This is a genomic window from Kitasatospora sp. RG8, assembly GCF_017813315.1.
In the GTDB taxonomy this organism is placed as follows: Bacteria; Actinomycetota; Actinomycetes; order Streptomycetales; family Streptomycetaceae; genus Kitasatospora.
This window is the reverse complement of record NZ_JAGIYX010000003.1, coordinates 1-20,349: the sequence shown is the minus strand read 5'-3', so window position 1 is coordinate 20,349 and position 20,349 is coordinate 1. Positions and strand designations below refer to the sequence as shown.

At 71.1% G+C, this 20,349-nt stretch carries 15 protein-coding genes and 2 pseudogenes; 6 read left to right on the top strand and 11 right to left on the bottom strand.

Translation table 11 applies throughout. The features are described 5' to 3' along the window. Positions 1–61: 61 nt before the first annotated feature. The gene (locus J5Y04_RS05415) at positions 62–871 is read right to left on the bottom strand and encodes a hypothetical protein (protein ID WP_209410650.1); all 810 of its coding nucleotides are present in this window, start codon (positions 869–871) and stop codon (positions 62–64) included. A 333-nt stretch (positions 872–1,204) separates the two neighbouring features. On the opposite strand from J5Y04_RS05415, the gene J5Y04_RS05410 reads away from it, so the two are divergent. Beyond that, complete coding sequence (locus J5Y04_RS05410; protein WP_209410649.1) at positions 1,205–1,675, top strand: cupredoxin domain-containing protein; 471 nt, start codon at positions 1,205–1,207, stop codon at positions 1,673–1,675. Positions 1,676–1,707: 32 nt separating this feature from the next. Continuing rightward, complete coding sequence (locus J5Y04_RS05405) at positions 1,708–2,205, top strand: hypothetical protein (RefSeq protein ID WP_209410648.1); 498 nt, start codon at positions 1,708–1,710, stop codon at positions 2,203–2,205. A 161-nt stretch (positions 2,206–2,366) separates the two neighbouring features. Here the strand turns inward: J5Y04_RS05405 and J5Y04_RS05400 are convergent, their stop codons facing one another. The 6 genes and pseudogenes from J5Y04_RS05400 to J5Y04_RS05380 all read right to left on the bottom strand — a co-directional run bounded on the left by J5Y04_RS05400 (position 2,367) and on the right by J5Y04_RS05380 (position 6,911). Further along, positions 2,367–3,113 carry a phosphotransferase family protein gene (locus tag J5Y04_RS05400; protein WP_209410647.1) on the bottom strand — a complete coding sequence of 249 codons (747 nt, stop codon included), beginning with the start codon at positions 3,111–3,113 and terminating at the stop codon, positions 2,367–2,369. Between the two features lie 144 nt (positions 3,114–3,257). Next, on the bottom strand, positions 3,258–4,610 hold the full coding sequence (locus J5Y04_RS05395; RefSeq protein ID WP_209410646.1) for an SMI1/KNR4 family protein: 1,353 nt from the start codon (positions 4,608–4,610) through the stop codon (positions 3,258–3,260). Positions 4,611–4,807: 197 nt separating this feature from the next. Next, the gene (locus J5Y04_RS05390) at positions 4,808–5,242 is read right to left on the bottom strand and encodes a hypothetical protein (RefSeq protein WP_209410645.1); all 435 of its coding nucleotides are present in this window, start codon (positions 5,240–5,242) and stop codon (positions 4,808–4,810) included. 162 nt (positions 5,243–5,404) lie between these two features. Further along, positions 5,405–5,929 (bottom strand): ATP-binding protein, encoded by a 525-nt coding sequence (locus J5Y04_RS05385; protein ID WP_209410644.1) that lies wholly within the window; start codon positions 5,927–5,929, stop codon positions 5,405–5,407. Between the two features lie 527 nt (positions 5,930–6,456). After that, positions 6,457–6,576 (bottom strand): annotated as a pseudogene (locus J5Y04_RS43905) (IS5/IS1182 family transposase); the annotation flags it as partial. Then, on the bottom strand, positions 6,546–6,911 hold the full coding sequence (locus tag J5Y04_RS05380) for a DUF6191 domain-containing protein (RefSeq protein WP_209410643.1): 366 nt from the start codon (positions 6,909–6,911) through the stop codon (positions 6,546–6,548). The pseudogene J5Y04_RS43905 and the gene J5Y04_RS05380, both read right to left, overlap by 31 nt. A gap of 911 nt (positions 6,912–7,822) precedes the next feature. On the opposite strand from J5Y04_RS05380, the gene J5Y04_RS41400 reads away from it, so the two are divergent. Together J5Y04_RS41400 and J5Y04_RS05370 are read left to right on the top strand one after the other, a co-directional pair. Further along, the gene (locus tag J5Y04_RS41400; protein WP_245204351.1) at positions 7,823–10,753 is read left to right on the top strand and encodes a hypothetical protein; all 2,931 of its coding nucleotides are present in this window, start codon (positions 7,823–7,825) and stop codon (positions 10,751–10,753) included. 193 nt (positions 10,754–10,946) lie between these two features. Further along, positions 10,947–11,163, top strand: a pseudogene (locus tag J5Y04_RS05370) (transposase); the annotation flags it as partial. 5 nt (positions 11,164–11,168) lie between these two features. On the opposite strand, the gene J5Y04_RS05365 reads toward J5Y04_RS05370, so the two are convergent. Further along, entirely contained in the window at positions 11,169–11,756 is a 588-nt protein-coding gene (locus J5Y04_RS05365; RefSeq protein ID WP_209410642.1) for a DinB family protein, read from the bottom strand. Positions 11,757–12,238: 482 nt separating this feature from the next. Here J5Y04_RS05365 and J5Y04_RS05360 point away from each other — a divergent pair, with 482 nt between their 5' ends. Then, complete coding sequence (locus tag J5Y04_RS05360; protein WP_209410641.1) at positions 12,239–14,023, top strand: hypothetical protein; 1,785 nt, start codon at positions 12,239–12,241, stop codon at positions 14,021–14,023. 86 nt (positions 14,024–14,109) lie between these two features. On the opposite strand, the gene J5Y04_RS05355 is transcribed toward J5Y04_RS05360, so the two are convergent. The 3 genes from J5Y04_RS05355 to J5Y04_RS05345 form a co-directional block, all read right to left on the bottom strand. Further along, positions 14,110–15,456 (bottom strand): serine hydrolase, encoded by a 1,347-nt coding sequence (locus J5Y04_RS05355; RefSeq protein WP_209410640.1) that lies wholly within the window; start codon positions 15,454–15,456, stop codon positions 14,110–14,112. 414 nt (positions 15,457–15,870) lie between these two features. Continuing rightward, entirely contained in the window at positions 15,871–16,386 is a 516-nt protein-coding gene (locus J5Y04_RS05350; protein ID WP_307852943.1) for a hypothetical protein, read from the bottom strand. Positions 16,387–16,700: 314 nt separating this feature from the next. After that, positions 16,701–17,414: a transglycosylase SLT domain-containing protein gene (locus J5Y04_RS05345; RefSeq protein ID WP_209410638.1), complete on the bottom strand. Its 714-nt coding sequence runs from the start codon at positions 17,412–17,414 to the stop codon at positions 16,701–16,703. Positions 17,415–17,843: 429 nt separating this feature from the next. Between J5Y04_RS05345 and J5Y04_RS05340 the strand changes: the two genes are divergently transcribed. Next, positions 17,844–20,249 carry an excinuclease ABC subunit UvrA gene (locus J5Y04_RS05340; protein ID WP_209410637.1) on the top strand — a complete coding sequence of 802 codons (2,406 nt, stop codon included), beginning with the start codon at positions 17,844–17,846 and terminating at the stop codon, positions 20,247–20,249. Positions 20,250–20,349 lie beyond the last annotated feature (100 nt).

Below are 20,349 nucleotides of genomic sequence, written 5' to 3'. Positions count from 1 at the left end.
CGGGTCCGTATTCCTCCCCGTGACCGGCCGGGCGGCCCGGCCGGGCCCGTCCCCGACGCCGTCACTGCGGTGGGGCCGGGGGCGGGGCCGAGGGTGGATTCGACGACGGATTCGAGGGCCGGGCGTCGGTGGGGCGGCCGGCGATCGCGTCGTAGACCCTGATCCGCAGCGTGCGCCGCCAGCCCTCGCGTTCCTCCCGCGCGACGGCGCGGGCGGCCGTGCGACTGCCCTCGCGGTAGAACCGGCGGGCCCACGGCGACCCAGGCCGGGCCAGCCGCACGGCGCCGACCAGGGCGAACAGGGGCACCAGGATGCCGAGCAGGCCGGTGAACGTCTTCCCCTTGGCGATCGTCACCAGGGCGAGCGCCCCGTTGAGGAGGACGGCGGTGACGTAGGACCAGTCGGAGACCGGTGCGCCGTCGGACGCGGTGTCGCTCACGCCGAACGGGGTGGCGCCGAGGAGCAGCAGCCCGCACGCGGCCGTGCCGAGGACCACGGTGTCCACCGAGAGCCGGCCCTGTTCGGACCAGTAGACGTCCTGCAGGTGCAGGATCAGCGCGAACTCGTCCAGCACGAGCGCGGTGCCGATGCCGAACAGCGCACCGAGCACCTCGCCCCAGGGGCGGTGGTGCCCCGCCGGCGAGGCCAGCCCCACCCCGGCCACGATCATGAAGACGGCACCGAACACCACGTGGTGGATGTGCAGTCCGCCGGGTGTGACGTTCTGCGGCCACCAGGACACCTGCGCCCGGATCATCCGGACGCTGATCCTGATGAACAGGAACGCCCCGATCAGGCCGAGCAGGAGGCAGAACAGGGGCTGCTTCCCGGGGTCGAGGATCTCTCGGTGGTACCAGTCCGGCGTCGCCATGCCGACATCGTGGCACCGCGGTGGCGCGGAGCCCGCCGACCGCGGGGCGCATCACCCCCGGACGGCGGTACGGCCTTGCCGGGACGCGCCCGCGCGCCGCCTGCCGGGTCCCGCGCCGTCCGGTGCCCGGCCCGCCGTCCGGACCTCTCCCGGTCGCCCGGGCGAGTGAATCGGCGCCGCTTCCCGGAGGGGGCGGCCCGGCCGCCGCGCGGGCCGTGCCGAAGGTGAGGCGGTGGCCCCGAGGACAGCGCGGGGCCACCGTCCGGACGAGGGCAGCGCGCCACCGGCCCCCGCCGGTGCGACGGTCCCTCACCCCCCTTCGAACGGAGCCCCGTGACCACCACTTCCCGACTGCTCCAGGCCGCCGGCGCCCTGCTCCTCGCCGCCGCCGTCAGCGCCTGCTCCAGCTCCGGATCGGGCGGCGGCGGTGCGACGTCTCCCGCGGCGACGTCCCCGGCAGCGTCCTCTCCTGCGGCGACGTCTCCTGCAGCCGCCTCCCCGGCAGCCACGTCTCCCGCCGGCACGGCGTCGCCGTCCGGTGCGAACAGCAACGCCGCCGTACGGGTGTCGATCAAGAACTTCCTGTTCGAACCGGCCGCCATCACCGTGCAGCCCGGCGCAACGGTCACCGTCGTCAACGAGGACTCCACCGCCCACACCCTCACCGCGAGTGACAAGTCCTTCGACACCGGCACCATCGCCCCCGGCGGGACGGCGACCTTCACCGCACCGGCCCAGACCGGAAGCCACCCCTACATCTGCTCCATCCACCCGTTCATGCACGGCACCCTCACCGTCAGCTGACCCCGCCCCACCGGTTCCCGGAGGTACCCGTCATGGCCAGCCCCGACCCCGGCCCCGTGCGCCACGGTCGCGCCCTCGACGTCGTCCTGCGCCTGCTCGCGGCGGCCGGGCTGGCCTTGGACGCCGCCGTGCACGCCCGCCTCGCCGGCCAGTACGACGCCGTCACGGCGACGATCAGCCAAGGGACCCTCTTCCGCGCCGAGGCCGCCGCGGCGAGTCTCGCGGTCCTGCTCGTCCTGTTCTGGCGCCACCGGATCGGCGACGCCTTCGCCTGGCTGACCGCGGCCGCCGGCCTCGCCGCGATCCTCCTCTACCGCTACGTCGACGTCGGAGCCCTGGGGCCGCTGCCGAACATGTACGAACCGATCTGGTCCGATGACAAGAGCACCGCCGCCTGGGCGCAGGCGGTCGCGGTGGCCGCCCTCACCGTCCTGCTGGTCCGCCACGGCCGGTGGCGCGGCCCCGGCCGCACGTCGGAGTCCGGAAGCACGTCGGAGTCCGGAAGCACGTCGGAGTCCGGTCCGGCGTGACGCCCGGCCGTCGGTGCGTCGCTCCGGGCGGGTGTTTCCCGCGGCCGTCCCGAACGCCGTCCGCCGTCCTGCTGGTTGCACTTCCGGTCGGCTGCACCGCCGCGACGGCTACGACCCGGCCGCCGGGAGGCCACGGCCCGCGACCCAAGAGAGAGGGTGCCTCACATCCGGGATCTCAGCACGTCGACCTCACAGCCCGGTGCGAACGGGTCGAAGCCGTGCTCGATCAGCCAGCGAACCACCAGCAGGCTTCGCAACGACCACCATGCGTGGATCACGTCGAGGTCGATGCCGGTGCCGTAGCCGGCGACGACGTCGTCGAGGTGCTCCTCGTGTCCGAGCGTGAAGGTGGCGAGGTCGTACAGGGCATCTCCCTGGCCCGCCTCGGACCAGTCGATGATGCCGGTGACCTCGCCACCGTCGACGAACACGTGCGCGATCTGCAGGTCGCCGTGCGTGAACGCCGGAGTCCACGGCCGGAGCGCGGCCTCGGCGACCTGGCGGTTGCGGGTGACCAGGTCGGCGGGCAGGACGCCGTTCGACACGAGCAACTCGCACTCGTCGTCGAGTTCCGCCGTGAGCGCGACGATGCTCCGGCCGGCCTGGCCCGGCCAGGGCGGCAGCGGCGCGTCGTGCAGCTTCCGGATGGCGGCGCCCGCCGCGGCCCACGCCGCCGGTGACCCGGTCGACGGCCCGCCGAGGCGCCCGAGCGTCGTCCCCGGGAGTGCGGCGAGGGCGAGCACGGGCGGCTTGCGCCACAGGACCTCCGGGGTCGGGACCGGCGCGAGGGACATCGCCTCGACCTCGACGTCGATGCGCGCCTGGTCGGCGTCCACCTTCAGGAACACGTCGCCGACGCGCAGGGTGGCGCGCTCGGAATGGGCGACGACGACTCTGACCTCATCCATGGGCGACCAGTATCCCGGGGGCGATCGCCGACGTCGCCGGGTTTATCGCGTGCAATGACGAGGCCGAGTGCGTCCCGATGCCACCCGGCCGCCCCGTGCACGACACCCGCCTCCGGCCAGGTCACGTGATCCGTCGGACAGGATTCATGCCGCCGGACCAAGGTCGCCTTCGATGGTGGTCAGGGTGATCGGGGGCCGGTCCCACAGGGCGAGGAGTTCGTTGGCGAGGTCCGCGACGGCCAAGGGGTCCTCGTCGAAGGGGGCATTGATGGCGACCGCCAACAGGCCGCGCGGGACGATGTTGGCATCGAGGAGGACGCGCCACTCCTGGGACCCGAGTCCCAGGTACTCCAGCCCGGTGAGCCCGGCGATTTCCAAAGGGTCGGCGAGAGTGCCGGGGTGGGCGCTGAGGGTTCGCAGCCGCGGGAGTCCTGTCAGTGGTGCGATGCTGATCGGCTGACCGGTCGACATGTCGACGGACAGAACCTCCAGGCCGGGGTGGACGCTGTCGACAAGGCTCTGCTGACTGTACGCGTGGGCCGCAGCCTTGGCCGGTGGGTGGTTCTCCGGGCTGCCGGTTCGTGCGGCGGGCCGGTCGAGCATCAGGTCGGTGAGGGAGTCGGCGACGAGCCTGGCGCCGATGTCCTCCTCATGGGAGATTTTGATGATCTGTCCGGTGTGCCCCTGCGGGCCCGGCGTCAGGTCGACGGCCAGCCGGTCGCCGCCGCCGTTGTCGCCGAAGACGATCCAGCCCGGTGAGCCGGCCAGCCCCTGCACGGCGGCGGTGGGCCGCGTGTCCACCACTTCCATGGCCGCGCGCTGCCACGGGCATTCGCGGGTCGCCGCCTCGGCGACGTACAGGCCTGCCAGGCCGAAGAGTTCGCAGCGGACCGCCTTGGAATGGCGGCTCGCCGCCTCGAAGTCACCACCCCAGTCCGCCCAGTCCGCCCGTGTCACCCGGTAGAGCGCTTTGAGCTCCTCGGGCAGGGTGATGCCCAGGCGCGTCTCCGCCGCTGCGATCTCGGCCTCGGTGGCGCCGACGGCGCCGGGCAGACGCTCGCGCAGCGTCCGTTCGAGCAGCGCCGGGTCCGCCGACGGCGCCGGCGCCGCCCCTGACGCCGGGTCGGGAAGGCGGCGCCAGGGCTCGGGAAGCGCGTCCTCGACCAGGACAAGCGCCCCCGGATTCGGACCGATGCCGTGCTCCACTGCCGGGCTGGGCCGGAGTATGTGGAGCCGGGTCCTTCCCGCCGCCCCGATCTCCACCGCGAACGTCACAGTGTTGACGTCGTCCTTCACCAGAGTGCTGTGCACCCGCCGCACGGCGTCGTGCGTCATCTGCTTCAGGGGCACGCTCCAGCCGCCCCGGCCGATGAAGCCCACCACGCGTCCGCCCGGGGTGGCGAGGTGTTCCGCATGCTCTGCCCGCAGGAGGCGCAGTACGGGCTCCCAGGTCTCGAAGTCGTGAACCGACAAGGTGGAGTTCTCTTGATCGTCCATACACAGACCGTACCCGGGGACTCGGACACCCGACTCCGTCGGCTCCGCACGCCGTTGTGCGGCCCGGCACGTCACTTGTCGCCGAGGGCGCTGCTCGACGTTCGGTTCCTCGGTCAGCCCGGCGCGACAACTGTCGCTGCATCAGCAGGGCAACTGACGGTTGGTGACTCGTTCGGAACCCGGGTCGCCGACCCGCCTCACCCGGGTTCGGCCGGCGGGTAGGGCTGATCGTCCTCGCGGCGGGCCACACCGTGGCCCGTGACGCGCCAGGAGAGGCTGTGGCGGGTCAGGGCCCACGATTCGGGTGCCCGCCGGACCCAGGTCACCCAGTCCCGTAGTTCGGGGAGTGCCTGCTCGCGCAGGATGCCGCGGGCGTGGGCCCGTTCGCCGGCCGGGAGCGGGGCGATGGTGATCCCTACGCGCGACCAGTCGGCCGGGAACTTGTGGTATCCGTAGTTCGAGGTGGTCAAGCGGTTCCGTAAGGCCTGCAGGAGCGTGCTGTCGTGCAGAGGATGCTCGACGAAGCTGAGACGGACCTCATCCATCAGTGGTTCGCCGAGCACCGCGCGGATGTCCGTCGGCGTGAGCGGCCACGACAGGTGGCGTGGCAGTCTGCGGTTACGAGCTGGCATGCGCCGGAGAGTGGCACACTCCCCGGCGCAAGCGCATGCGGGTTTTGACACCACGAGATCGATGTCCGTAGGGGACGACCGATTCGTCGCCGGCATGACGGTCGGCTTGAACGCGGAACCGCAGCCAAGCCGCTCCATGCTCAAGTGGGTCGTGACCAAGTCTCAGCCATTGAAGGCCTCCACGATCTGCAGGGCGGCCTGGGCGGGCGTGAGGTGCGTGGTGTCGACGACTTCGGCCTCGTCGTGCAGCCACGTGCGGGCCGCCTCGGCGTAGGGCTCGAGGTACTTGAGGCGGAACCAGGAGTCGGGACCGACAACAGTGTCCCCCGCGATGCGCCCGCGGAGGGTCTCCTGGTCGGCGTGGAGGACGAAGTGCCGCACCGGGATGGCGTGTCGGGCGAGGCCTGTGCTGATCTCGCGCCAGTACTGCTCGACCAGGACGGTCATCGGCATCACCAGAGTCCCACCCGTGTAGTCGAGTACGCGGCGAGCGGTCTCGACCACGAGTGGCCGCCACGGCGGCCAGTGCTGGAAGTTGTCCGTCTCGGGCAGCCCCGGCGTGATGTCCATGAGCGTCTCGCCGACCTTCTCGGCGTCGAACACCCGTGAATCCGGGATCAGCTGCTGCACGAGGGCGCTGGTCGTCGTCTTGCCCACACCGTGGGTGCCGTTGAGCCATACGATCACGGGCCCGACGCTAGCGGTGTTCAGGCCGCGCTCTGGTGCCGATCACGTCACAGGACTGGCACAGCGGAACATCGCGAAGCGTCGGACTCGCCTTCGAGACGCTGCACGGAGACGTGACACGAAGCGCGGAACCTACATCCCTGATGGGCCTGAAGCGGTGGCTGTACGTCCTGGTGTGGTGTGTGGGACATGCGGATGGGGTCGGGCCGACCGCCGTGGGACGTGAACGCCGGGAAGTGGTGCGGATCCGGGCGGCCACCCTGTTCGGGCGCACCGGCGGGCTGATCCGCCCCGGTCCACGGCGCGCGCCTGCACCGGCCGGCCTTCCCCGACCGGCCGCGCGACGGCAGCAACGGGTCGGCCGGCTCCCAGGGTTCATCGGGAACCATACGCTTCGATAGACCAGCACCCACGACCGGCATCGTTGCCGCACGACCATCAAGTCGCGTGGGACAACCTCTAACTGGGCGTTTCGTCCCGTTGCTTCATCCTGTGATTGCCTGATTGGTCATGTTTCACGTTCCGCGTCATGTTGGTGTGGATTCGCTGGTCGGGCGACGGGTCATGAGGTTGATCATCGCGAGGTGGATCATGGCTTCGGACCGGGGCGAGGCGGTCAATTCCGTCCGCCGGGCTTTCGGTCGGTGCCGGTCGGCTGCTTCGGGAGCACGATGACGGCGCGGCCCGCGTGTAGGTCGACGGTCGAGCGGGGCGGTGCGGCGTCGCCCTCCTCATCGCGGCGCATTGCCTCGGCAGAGCGTTCCTCCAGCTCAGCGGTTTTGCCGGTGTTCACTGAGCCGGTGAAGACGTCCAAGGCCACGGTGGACACCGAAGGCGCGCCGCCGACCCGGCTCGGCCGTCGCCGGAGCCGAGCCGGGACCAGCCTCGAACCGGCCAGCTGCCGAAACGCCGTCGAGGCGAGCGCGAACAGCACCACCGCCAGCGCCAGGCCGGGCAAGGAGAGAGCGAACGCAATGACCATCGACCCGTGACCCCCATTGCACGACGCTCCCTGCATCGTGTTCCGACCGACAAACGGCCCGCACCTGAACGGTAGTTCCCCGAACGGGCGACGCGCAGGCCGGTAACCCCGGGTCAGCGGGCCGACATGCCCAGGGCGCCGCCGCCGTACGTGAGCTCCTGACCGAGCACACCCCCAGAGCCAGCCGTCCGACCCCGGAAACGACAACACGCACAGGCGCGGCACTCAAGGCCGCCGCAGCGCGACCGCCGGACGCCTGTGGCACGCCGACCCCGGTTCTCCAGGCTGAGACATGACTCACTGAAATCGTGTCCCAGTCCGGCTTCTTGGAATGAGACAGGACGCAGTGCGCAGTTCCGACGGGCATTCGCATGCAGGTGACACTCTCGGCACATCAGCCTCTGGAGCACCCACAGAAGAGCCGGCCGAGCGGCCCGGAGATCGGGCTCGACTGCCATTTTCATGGACGAAACGCCCAGTAAACTGATCGTTTCGGAAAGGGACAAAAAAGCTTCCGAAGGCGGGTAATGCCAGCCCCGATCAAGCGGGAGTTCGAGGTCGGCGGGCTCTTCGCGGCGAAGGTCCGGCACCGGCGCGCAGGCGATCAACTCCTCTGAGTGGGAACTGCGTTGGGTCTGCCGATTGGGGCACTGGTTCCGGCCAAGTTCTGCAAAGTGTGCCGCTGCTGTGAACGGGCTGTGTAGTTTCGAGCGATCCGGAAGGCGCCATTCGCCCATGGGCCAGGGACTCCATGTCCTGGCGGCCATGTCGGCCGTTCCTCATTTCCTCCGCAGACGGGAATCGTGATGACCACCCCGAGCACCGGAACACCTGCCACCACACCTGCGACGACCCCGGCGAGCGCGACGGCCCCGGCGAGTAGGTCGCCCAAGTTCGAAGTGGACAAGGCGATGCTCGACGGCGCAACGCCGAAGGACCTGCTTCCGAGCACCGGCAACTACCCGGTGGAGATCGTCCGGTACCGCTCGGTGGTGCTCACCGACATTCCCGGGGCGAAACCGACGCGCAAGCTGACCGGCGCCATCGACCTCGGCGAGGAGAACCTGCCGTTCTACGACCGCCCGGCCGAGGGCATGATCGTCACGACGGAGCAGAGCTGGTCGGCCCAGGGCGTCACGCTCGGCCGGCTGCTGCACAGCCTCGCGCTCGCGCCCGGCGAGAGCACCAAGGTCGCGGTCGTCGACTGGCAGCGCAGCACCAAGGCCACCGGCACCGAGACGACCTCCGAGAACGACACGCTCTCCGGCACCACCGACCAGAGCCGGTCGATCAGCGAAGTCGCGAACGCGATCGCCCGCGAGGAGCAGTACGGCACCTCCGAAGCGTTCCAGGCGAGCAAGTCGTCCAGCTCCGGCGGCAGCTTCGGAGCCGCGATCTTCGGCATGGGCGGCGGCGGCTCCTGGGGCCAGTCGTCGAACACGGGCTTCACGACCGCGGTGTCGCGCTCGACCGGCGTGCAGTCGGTCGCGGCCGAGGCGACGCAGCGCATCAGCGCGCGGACCCAGCAGGTGGCGACCGCGGCCCGCAGCCGGAACATGACGGTCGTGCGGGAGACGACGCAGTCGGAGAAGGACAAGGTCCTCACCCGGGTCGTCACCAACTACAACCACATGCACGCGATGTCGGTGCAGTACTACGAGGTCGTCCAGGTCTACAGCGTGACGACCAAGCCGACCAGGCTGGAACGGTGCCTGTTCATCCCGCTGCAGGAGCTCACCTTCAACTACACCAGCCTGCAGCGGTACAAGGAGGTGCTCGCGTCGGTGGCGCCGGCCGACTGGGCGGCGAGGATCCGGGCCGCGAACCCGTTCGACACCACCGTGCGCAAGCTCGACGCCTGCACGGCCCCGGAGACGCCGTCGACCGCCCAGGCGTTCGACGGGGTGGACCTGGCCGACATCGCCGCCTCGGCCATGGGCGCGTACGGAGTGCGCAGGTTCGACGGCAGCCCGGTCCGGTTCGATCCGGTGGCCCGACAGTGGAACCCGCTGCCCACCACCGGACTGGACGGCGAACTGGTCCGCATCGCACCGGGCAAGAACACCGTGTGGGCGCTCAGGGCCGACAACGAACTCGTGCACTTCGACGGGACGACCTGGCGGCGTGACCCGAACGGCTGGGCGGGGCGGAGCCTTGCCTGCGGCCCGGACGGGACGCTCTACCTCATCGGCATGGACAGTTCGATCTACCAGCGCGACCCGAACGGCGTATCGCAGAACCTGAACATCACGGCTGACGACGTCGCCGTCATCGGGAAGAACAAGGTGTGGTACTGCCGGCAGGGGCGGACCTGGGAGCGCACCGGCACCACCTGGTCGGAGCGGACCCCGGCGCCGAACGTGCAGCGCCTGTCCGCCGGCCCGGACGGCGTGCTCTGGGGCATCACCGCCGAGGGCAAGGCCCTCGTGGTGGAGGCCGGTGCCACGACCTGGACCCCTCCCAGGTACACCAGCCTTGCGGTACTGCCCGGGCTGGCGGAACTCGCCTCGTCCGTCGGCGGGGACCACTGGGCGCTCATGAAGAGCGGGGTCCTCCTACGGTTCCTCACCGCAGAACGAGAGGCGCCGATACCCTTCGACGCCCCGCCGAAGGCCGACTCCCCCTTCGCGTCCAAGATCGACGTCTGGTACGACGAGGCCGGAATCCGCAGCATCCAGGTGGTCTTCCAGGGCCAGACCTTCCGCTGCGGCGACACCGGCGGCTCCGGCGTGCAGCAGCGCGCGTCCCACACCTTCGCAGGCGCCGACAAGCTGCTCTCCGTCGACGCCTGGTTCGGCACGGCCGCACGCGGCAGCCTCTCCGGGCTGCGCCTGACGATGACCTCGGGCGTGGCCAACTTCGGGATCGCCGCGACCACCACCGCCGCCGCCGACATGACCGAGGACGCCGGCGGCGCGGCCATCTGCGGGCTGTTCGGTTCGACGGTGAAGTCCGGCACCCGCACCTACGTCGCGTCGATCGGCTTCCACGTGCGCGGCGGGAACGTGCCGCAGGCGGTCCTGGACCACCTGAACGACAACCGTCGCCACTACAGCCAGGCCGTGTGGGCCAACGCCGACGAGTTGACGCTCAGCCGCATCCTCGCCAACTACTCCTACACGCCGGCGGGCTCGAACGCCGCGCCGGTCCTGCTCGGGACGCTGCTGGACCCCAAGCCGATCGCCGCCACCGGCAACTACCTCGGCTTCCGGTGGAACTTCAGCAGCGAGCAGGAACGAGACGCGTGGACCAAGACCCGCCAGGCGGGCGACGCCACGTTCGGGACGCCGGTGACCAACACGATCGCGATCGCCACCAAGGGCGTGTTCGCCGAGGCCGTACTCGGCCGGGCCAACTCGGCCGAGAAGATCGACCTCACCCGATTCTGGAACTGGAAGGACTCGCCCATCCAGATCACGCCGGCCGACATCGCGCCGGTCGCCACCGGAACGCGCGCGCAGAACCTCGACACCACGGTGGCTGCCCTGGGCGCTTCCGAGGCGAAGTTCACGCCGCCGGCGGCGATGCCCGACCCGGCCGGCCTGCAAGCGGTGCAGGCCATCGCCACCGCGAACCTGTTCCGCGACATGAGCGGCCTCAACACCATGAGCCAGGTGCTCACCAAGGGCATCGAAGCCGCCGCCGACAACGACAAGGACGCCGGCGCACGCGCCCAGGAGGCCCTGAAGACCGCCACCGAACACCTGCAGAAGATGGCCCAGATCGCCGTCGACGCCGCCGGCAAGGTGGCACCGGCCGTGACCGGCGGCGGCGCCAACATCAGCGCCCTCGGCGGCATGCTGAACCAGGGCGACAAGACCGGTTCGGACACCAAGGCCTGATCACCGCACCGCGCGGGTCCGGGCCGCCGCCCGGGCCCGCCCCGCCCTGCCCGAACAGCAACACCCAGCACCATGGGCATGCCGGGGATTCAAGGCTCGCACGTCTTCTTCCCGGTCTTTCACTCCAGAATGAGTCGAGCTGCGTGTCTTGCGCTCGGCGATCTCGGTCGACTTCGACGAGTCCCGCAGCCTGCTGTGGAAGCGCGGCATCAAGCCGGTGATCGTCCGACGCGGCGTTGCCCATGGTTCCGGGTGGGCAAGGTCCGGTGGGTGGCAGAGCGCGCGTTCGCCCGGCTGCACCGGTTCAAGCGACTCCGCACCCGCTGTGAACGACGCGCCGACCTCCACCAGGCCTGCTCGAACTCGCCTGCGGCATCATCCGCTTTCGACGGCTCCGAGCGGCATTCTGAAACGATCAGTAAGCCTTGATCGATGCCGCCGACCTGGCGGCCTGCTCGATCTTCGCGCAGTAGGCTGCACGGGCTTCCTCGTCGATCTGCTTCTCGTGTTCGGCGCGCAACCCGGTCCGGCCGTCGACGCTCTCGCGCAGGATGTCGGCGTGCCCGGCATGCCGGATGGACTCGCCGAGGACGTGGACCATGACGGCGAACAGGTTCGTGTCGGCATGAGGCTCCGGCCACCACGGCACGTGGCCGGGGGCGTCGAGGGGAAGCTCGTTGATCGTCGCGTCCGAGTGCTCCCACGTGCGCCGGTAGAACCCGATGATCTGATCGCGGGTCTCGTCCTCGGTCGCCCACAGATCGCTGCCGTTGGAGTCCTGCCACCGGGGCAGCGGTTCCAGGGAAGGGCGGTCGAAGACCTCGCCGAAGTACCTGGCCTCGACGCTGGCCACGTGTTTGACCAGGCCGAGGAGGTTGGTCCCGGTCGCCGTCAAAGGTCGGCGGGCGTCGTATTCGGACAAGCCGTCGAGTTTCCAGAGCAGCGCCTTGCGGTCCCGCCGCAGTCTCCCGTGCAGGTTGTCCTTCGCGAATTCGTCGATCATGCGGCATGAGCCTGCCACGGGCTGCTCGGGGTCTCAAGATCCCGTACGTGGTCCGCAACGACTGGCAGAGCCGAGGCCAGGCCATGGCCGCCGCCCAGGCCTGCTACAGGAAGCTCGCGAAACCTGCCACGTGAGCTCGAGCCGCAGCTCGGACCAGGAGAGACGGCCGACGTTCGCCTGGCCCCCCTGCAGCCCGAGCAGTGGCGGCATCTGAAGCCCGGTGACGTGATCACCATGCACGAGGCCCACCCCGCCGGCCTCGCCGAAATCATCGAGGCCCTGCCGTCTCGCGTCTGACGCCACCGGGCAGAGGTCGCTCATTCGTTCGGCAGTGGTTCCAGCCAGAGGGAGGCCTGTTCGGGCCAGCTCTGCCGGATCGCGGCTCCCGGGCGGCGGGGCGTTGCCTACCGTTGACGGGTCGGTAAGCACCCGTCCCGTCGTCTGCCCGCATCGCGGGAGCACCGAGGTAGGGAGTCCGCACTGTGCCGTCCTTGCTGAAGTACGAGATCATCACTGATCCGACGTGGCTCCAGGCCTCGCTCCCCGGCGAACCGTCCCGGGGAACGGTGTACATCATCGTCTCCAACTCCCACCAGTCCGCCGTGGAGTGGGACTACATCGACGTCGAGCTGCCGTTCCTCTCCTTCTCCTCGCCCCTGACGGACGATCCGGCCGCGGTGACCACGAGTATCGAGAGGACGAAGCAGCGGCCCATCGATGACCAGCTGGAATTCGGCTGGGACAACGGCCGGCTCCTTTTCCGGGCCCAGTTCGACCAGGCGCAGCCTCACGCAGCGAGGTACCCGTTCCTGAAGAGCGGAGAGGCCCTGGTCCTGAAGCTGGAGAACATCCCGGTCGCCGGGGAAGCGGGGCTGTCCCTCCTGGAGATCCACGAGAAGGCCGGCGGCGGCGACCGGAACGAGCCCATGCGGCTGCAGCCCTTCACCACCACCCTCGGACTGGTCAAGCAGACGCCGAGGGTGCCGCGCAACTTCCGCGCGGAGAAGTCCCTGCTGGACGGGGACCGGAACGAGCCCCTCGTCCTGAAGTGGGACGGGCCCAACACCCTCGACTACCGGATCCTCGACGCGACGGGTGCCGAGGTGCGCCACGAGCCGGCTGCGCAGGGAGGTGCGGCCGCCCACCAGGAGTACTCCTGGTCCACCACCGCCCCGAAGCGCGGCGCCACCTACACCCTGGTCGCCAAGTCACCCGACGGCGGTGATCAGCGGGGGTACTTCCTCACCACCACCGTCCACGCGCTCGTCCCCGAGTTCGGCGACGGGACGCGCTCGCCGTGGATCGAGGGAACGCAGTACAAGGGCCGCGCCGTCTTCACCGCGGACGGCCTGGCCGTCCAGGACGCGAAGCACGACCTGGGGAGGGTGACGGCGGACAAGGCCGACGTGGACAGGGTGATCACCAGGCTGGTCCAGGGGCGGAGCGACGACGACGGCTGGATCACCTTCCCGGACAGGGGCGTCAACGTCTACCACGGCCCGACCAACGTCCCCGGCGTTGTCACGGCCGCCCGGGCCGACGTCGACGGCGTCAACACCAAGTGGGCGGGCAGCCGCGACGCGGGCGCCGGCTGGATCGAGTTCACCTCCTTGGGGGCCGGCCTCCACAAGGACGGCACCCAGGAGCTGGGAACCCTCACGGCCGACAGGGCCGAGCTCAACGGCGTGAACACGACGTGGGTCGGCGATCGTGACGGCGGCGGCGGTTGGCTGGAGTTTCCCCGGTCCGGGATCAACGTCCGCAAGGACGGCGGTGAGGAGTGGGGCACTGTTGCCGCCGACAAGGCCGACCTCAACGGCATCAACACCAAGTGGGTCCAGGGCCGCGCCACCACCGACGGCTGGATCGAGTTCCCCACCTCCGGCGTGCGCGTCCTGCGCGACGGCGGCCACGACCTGGGCACCGTCACGGCCGACAAGGCCGACCTGAACGAACTGCACACGGGCGAAGCACGGGTCTCCGGTGAAGCACGGGTGACGGGTCACCTCACCGTCGGCGGCGGGATGAAGCTCAGCCACGACGGTGAGCGGATGTTCTTCACGATGCCGGACCGGATCATGTTCCAGGGGATCAACGAGTTCAAGAAGTGGGTGACCTTCGGGGACGGCATCTCGGTCACCTTCGGCCGGAGCAACGTCTCGATGACCCGCGCCAACGGGATGATCGTCGGGGGAAGCGACCTCCAGATCCAGCACGGGAAGCTCTCCATCTCCACCGGTAACCCGCCGCACGTCCGGGAGCTCTAGCCGGGCGTCCGCGGCCTCCCGATGGGGGTCGTTCCCTGCGAGGCGGGGTGACACCGCGGCGGTCCGTCACCGACGGGCCGCCGCGGTCAGCGGGCTCGGGCGGTGGCCGGGCCGGTCGTCGTCGGTGTCGCTGTCGGCCGCGTGGCCGTCGGCGGCATGGTCGTCAGCGGCGTCGTGGGGACCGGCTTGTCGAACATTGCGCAGAGCACGGCGGTCTGGAGTTCCTGGCTCGCCTCGACGAGCTTCGGGTCGGCCTCGAACTCGAACAGCAGCTCCGTCGAGAAGAGGATGGTGGCGGTGCGGCTGCCGGCCCGGTCGGTGTAGTTGCTGCTGGAGTAGCCGGTGATCCCCCCGTCGTGCGCCCAGACGGTGCCGCAGGGGGTGGCCGCCGTCACGATGCCCAGCCCGGAGCCGGCCCCCGGGTTCTCCGGGTCGACCGGGACGGTGGTGAGCATCTGTTGCAACTGCGCGGCGGGCAGCAGCCTGCCGGACATCAGGGCGGCGTAGAAGCGCGACCAGTCCTGCGGGGTGGACACCACCGCCCCGGCGGCGCCGCCCCAGCTGGGGTCGTTGCCGGAGACGTCCACGTGACCGTCGCGCCGTGGCCCGGCGACCTCCCTGAACGCGTCCGGCACTCCCGGCGGCATGTGGGCGGGGTCCGGTTCGTAGCCACGGGCGTGCCGGCCCCGCCAGGTGGAGTCCGGGGCCAGGTAGGTGTGGTCCAGCTTCAGCGGCCGGGCGATCCGGTCCCGCACCAGGTCGGCGAGAGCGGCCCCGGTGACCCGCTCCAGGACGGCACCGACCGCGGCGTAATCGGTGTTGCTGTACGACCACCTCGTGCCCGGGGCGAACAGCGGCTCGTGCCTCGCGCCCACGGCGAGCAGCTCCGTGGAGGTCCACCGGTGCGGGTCCCTGCCGAGGATCGAGTCCAGCAGCGCGCCGTCCTGGGTGTAGTCGAACAGTCCGCTGGTGTGGTTCAGCAGCATCCGCAGCGTCATCGCCGCGCCGTTCGGGACCGCGCCCGGCAGCCACTTCTCCACCGGGGCGTCCAGGGAGAGCCTCCCCTCGGCAACCAGCTGGAGCACCAGAACGGCCATCATGGTCTTGGTGTTGGAACCCATCCGGAACTCGTCACCCGCCTTCAGCCGGTGGTCCCGGACCGACCAGGGGGCCTGCTCGGCGATCTCGACGGGCCGGCCGCGGCCGTCGTCGACCCGCACGACCACACCCGGCGCCCCGGCGTCCACGAGTCGTTGCGCCAACTGCCGCAGCCGGGCCCGCTGCGCCTGAGCCCCGCCCTGATCCCCGTCCTGCGCCGCGGACGCCGACCCGTCCGGTCCGGCGGCGGACGCGGACCGCGCGGCCGCCGCCGGGAGGGCGGCCGGGAACGCGACGGACGGGGCCAGCCCCACGGCCAGGGCCGACACCGTCACCAGGGCCGGCGCCCACCGGAGGCGGCGCGACCACGCCGAGCGGCCCGACGGTGAAGTACGTGGAAACACTGATCCGTTCCTCCGGGTTGGGCGACCTGGACGACCTCGGCCTCGGGCCCGCCACTGGCGACCCGCCGCACACTGCATGCTGTCAGGTCCCCGGTGCCGTGGCGGCCGTTTCCCCAACCGGCCGTCCACAACTGGCAATCCGCAAGCGGATGTTCGCGACAAGCCGCCCACAACCGGCCGTCCTTCACCGGTCGTTGCCGATCAACCACCGGAAAGCGGCTGCCCGCAAGCAACCACCCGCGCCGGCACGCGGCCACCGGCAACCAGGTGCCTCCAAGCGGCCGTTGCCGACCCGCCGCCCAGGCCGGCCCGTGCCCGGTGCCGCCCCACCGCGAGCACCGGAGTTCAGGGTGACCCGGGCGCCGCCCTCCGGGCTCTTGCCCGCCCCAGCGACCACGAAGTCGCACACACCACCAGAGCCGTCCCCAACGCGTACGCCGGCAGCCAGCGCGTCGTCGTCGATGCCAGGCAGTCGTCGACGGCCTGGCGGCTCTGCTCCTGCTGCGCGTGGGCCAGGGCGTCACCAGCCTGGCCCGCCAGGCTCCCCAGGGCGGCCTGGGTCTGCAGGCTCTGGTACCGGCCCGACTCCACGCACCCGTGACGGGTCTCCGGCATGGGGAACAGCCAGTCCCAGCGCTGGAGTGCGGGGGCCAGCGCCAGCGCGACACAGAGGCCGACGACCAGCGCGTACGCGGCCAGACGCCACCCGAAGGCGGTCCGCCGGCCCGGCGCCCACACCGGTAGCCGGCCGAAGGACAGGACCGCCGCGAGCAGCGTCACCCCGAGGTAGGTGGAGAACCACTGCCAGGAGCCCTGTGCGAGCGAGAACGCCAGCACCACGCCGAGCGCCGTGCCCAGCACCCCGGCATCTCCCGCCGACGGATCCCCGCCCGCGACCTCACCCGCGGTCCCGCCCGCGGCCACGGGACCCCGGACGCCTCGACCGCCGCGCCCACTCACAAGCTCTCTCCTGCCTGCCTCCGGAGCACCAGCCTCCCGCCCCCGCCCGCCGCCGTCCTCCGACACCACACCGGTGCGCCCCCGACCCCACCCGACCGGCCCAGCTCCGGTCCACCCGGCTCCACCGGGTGCTGCACCGGGTACGCGGCTCCACGGTCAACCGGCTCCACCACCGGGTACGCGGCTCCACCGGGTACGCGCCACCGCCGGGCCGGTCACGGGCGCAGCGACTCCGCGGCCTTGGCCCAGTTGTCGTGCAGGCGGTCGAGGTAGGAGCGGGCCGCCGCACCGGGGGGCACGTTCCGGGCGAAGGCCAGCATGTTCCCCGCACCGGTGTTGTAGCCCAGGGCCATCAACTCGTCCTTGGTGTACGGCCCGGACCAGTGTGCGGGCAGTTGGGCGGCCAGGTCGTGCAGGTGCCAGGCCGCGGCCTCGACCGCGAGGTCCGGGTCGTCGGGGAGGTCCTCCCAGGCCCGGCCGGCGAAGTCGCGCCCCTGCCGGGCCTCCTCGAAGGCCGCGCGGTGCATGTTGGCGATACCGAACGCGGCGTCCGGCTTGAGGCGTTGCCAGGCGCGTTCCACCTCGGGCCCGTGCGGCTTGTACGACTCGATGTAGAGGATGGCCATCAGGAGCTGGGGGTCGACGCCGGCGCGGGCCGCGTGCGTACGGACGGGCGCCGCGAACCGGCCCGGCGCGTAGTCGGAGTCGGCGGCCTTCGGCGAGGGGGACGCGGTGCCCGGCCCGGCCGTGCCGGAAGCCGCCCCGGCCGTCGGTGTGGCGGACCGGCCCGGCGTGGCGGTGGTCGTCAGCCGGGCGGTGCCCGCCGGCTCGCCGCCGTGCCCGCCGGCACCGCCCCGCACCAGGAACCAGAGGCCGAGGACGACCACCGCGATGGCGGGCCAACGCCGCTTGCGAGCTTCCTCGGCCATGCTGTCCCACCTTCTGTGCCGGTTCGTCGGACCGTACGGAGAGCCCGGTGGAGGACCGGGCTCCCGGGCCCTCCCCCCGGCCCTCCCATCATGGACGACCGGCCCCGCCGCACCGGGGTGATCCGGCCGGAGAGACCGGGCACCGAAGCCTTCCCCGGTCCGCGCCGCTCCGCCGTCGGTCCGTCGGTCCGCCGGTCCGCCGAGCCGCCGGCCCATCGACCCATCGCCCGCCGGACCGGTCAGGAACCGGGGTCAGGAACCGGTCAGGAACCGGTCAGGAACAGAGAAGCGCAGGTCATTGCGGCGCACTGGCGTGACCACCACGGACGCGCCCGAAACTGGTTAGATCGAGCCTGGCAACCCCTCCGGAGACCGTGAAGGCGGCCCGGCCGGACAGTGGAACGGCGCCGCGCAACAGATGGAGAGACGATGAGCATGGCCAAGAGGACGGACCCGCAGTCGTCCGGGCCGCACCCCGCCGACGGCCACGACCTGATCCGCGTGCACGGCGCACGCGTGAACAACCTCAAGGACGTCAGCATCGAGATCCCGAAGCGCCGGCTGACGGTGTTCACCGGTGTCTCCGGCTCGGGCAAGAGCTCGCTGGTGTTCAATACGATCGCCGCCGAGTCGCAGCGGCTGATCAACGAGACCTACAGCGCCTTCGTGCAGGGTTTCATGCCGACGCTGGCCCGTCCCGAGGTCGACGTGCTCGACGGGCTGACCACGGCGATCATCGTCGACCAGCAGCGGATGGGCGCGGACCCCCGTTCCACGGTCGGCACCGCCACCGACGCGAACGCGATGCTGCGCATCCTCTTCAGCCGGCTCGGCGAGCCGCACATCGGCTCGCCCAAGGCGTTCTCCTTCAACATCGCCTCGGTCAGCGGAGCGGGCGCGGTCACCCTGGAGCGCGGCGGGCAGACCGTGAAGGAGCGGCGCAGCTTCAGCATCACCGGCGGCATGTGCCCGCGCTGCGAAGGCCGGGGCGCCGTCTCCGACATCGACCTCACCCAGCTCTACGACGACTCCAAGTCGCTCGCCGAGGGTGCGTTGACCATCCCCGGCTACACGACGGGCGGCTGGAACTACCGGCTCTACAGCGAGTCGGGCTTCGTCGACCCGGACAAGCCGATCCGCAAGTACACCAAGAAGGAGCTGCGCGACTTCCTCCACCACGAGCCGGTCAGGATGAAGATCGCCGGCATCAACATGACCTACGAGGGGTTGGTCCTGCGGATCCAGAAGTCGATGCTCTCCAAGGATCGGGAGGGCATGCAGCCGCACATTCGGGCCTTCGTGGACCGGGCGGTCACCTTCACCGTCTGCCCCGAGTGCGACGGCACGCGGCTCAGCGAGGGGGCCCGGTCGTCGAAGATCAAGCGGATCAGCATCGCGGACGCCTGCGCGATGCAGATCAGCGACCTGGCCGAGTGGGTCCGCGGCCTCGACGAGCCGTCGGTGGCACCGCTGCTCACCGCGCTTCAGCAGACCCTGGACTCCTTCGTGGAGATCGGCCTCGGCTACCTCTCGCTCGACCGGTCGGCCGGCACGCTGTCGGGCGGCGAGGCTCAGCGCGTCAAGATGATCCGTCACCTCGGCTCCTCGCTCACCGACGTCACCTACGTCTTCGACGAGCCCACCATCGGCCTGCACCCCCATGACATCCAGCGGATGAACGCCCTGCTGCTGCGGCTGCGGGACAAGGGCAACACGGTGCTCGTCGTGGAGCACAAGCCGGAGACGATCGCGATCGCCGACCACGTCGTCGACCTCGGCCCCGGCGCGGGTACGGGGGGCGGAACCGTGTGCTTCGAGGGCAGCGTCGACGGCCTGCGGGCGGGCGGCACCATCACCGGCCGCCACTTCGACGACCGCGCCGCCGTCAAGGAGACGGTGCGCAAGCCCACCGGGAAGCTGGAGATCCGCGGAGCGACGGCGAACAACCTGCGTGACGTCGACGTCGACGTCCCGCTCGGGGTGCTGGTCGTGGTGACCGGCGTGGCGGGGTCGGGCAAGAGCTCGCTCGTGCACGGTTCGCTGGTCAACGGTCCGGGGCCGGCCGGTGCGGGCGTGGTGGCGGTCGACCAGGGCGCGATCCGCGGCTCGCGGCGCAGCAACCCGGCGACGTACTCCGGTCTGCTGGACCCGATCCGCAAGGCGTTCGCTAAGGCGAACGGCGTGAAGCCGGCCCTGTTCAGCGCCAACTCCGAAGGCGCCTGCCCGAACTGCAACGGCGCCGGGGTCGTCTACACCGACCTGGCGATGATGGCCGGCGTGGCCAGTGTCTGCGAGGAGTGCGAGGGGAAGCGGTTCGAGGCCTCGGTGCTGGAGTACCACCTCGGCGGCCGCGACATCAGCGAGGTGCTCGCGATGTCGGTGGCCGAGGCCGAGGAGTTCTTCGGGGCCGGCGAGGCGCGCACCCCGGCCGCGCACACCGTGCTCAAGCGGCTCGCCGACGTCGGGCTCGGCTACCTGAGCCTCGGTCAGCCGCTCACCACGCTGTCCGGCGGCGAGCGGCAGCGGCTGAAGCTGGCGACCCACATGGCGGAGAAGGGCGGCGTCTACGTCCTCGACGAGCCGACCACCGGCCTTCACCTGGCCGACGTCGAGCAGTTGCTCGGCCTGCTCGACCGGCTGGTCGACTCCGGCAAGTCGGTCATCGTCATCGAGCACCATCAGGCGGTCATGGCGCACGCGGACTGGATCATCGACCTCGGCCCGGGCGCCGGCCACGACGGCGGGCGGATCGTCTTCGAGGGCACTCCCGCCGATCTCGTCGCCGACCGCTCCACCCTCACCGGCGAGCACCTCGCGGCCTACGTCGGCGCCTGACCGCAGCCGCGCCGCCGGGCCGCAGCCGCGCCGCCGGGCCGCAGCCGCGCCGCCCCCGCCGGCTCCCCACGGTGGCCGCCGCCCAGACCCTCGGCCATGG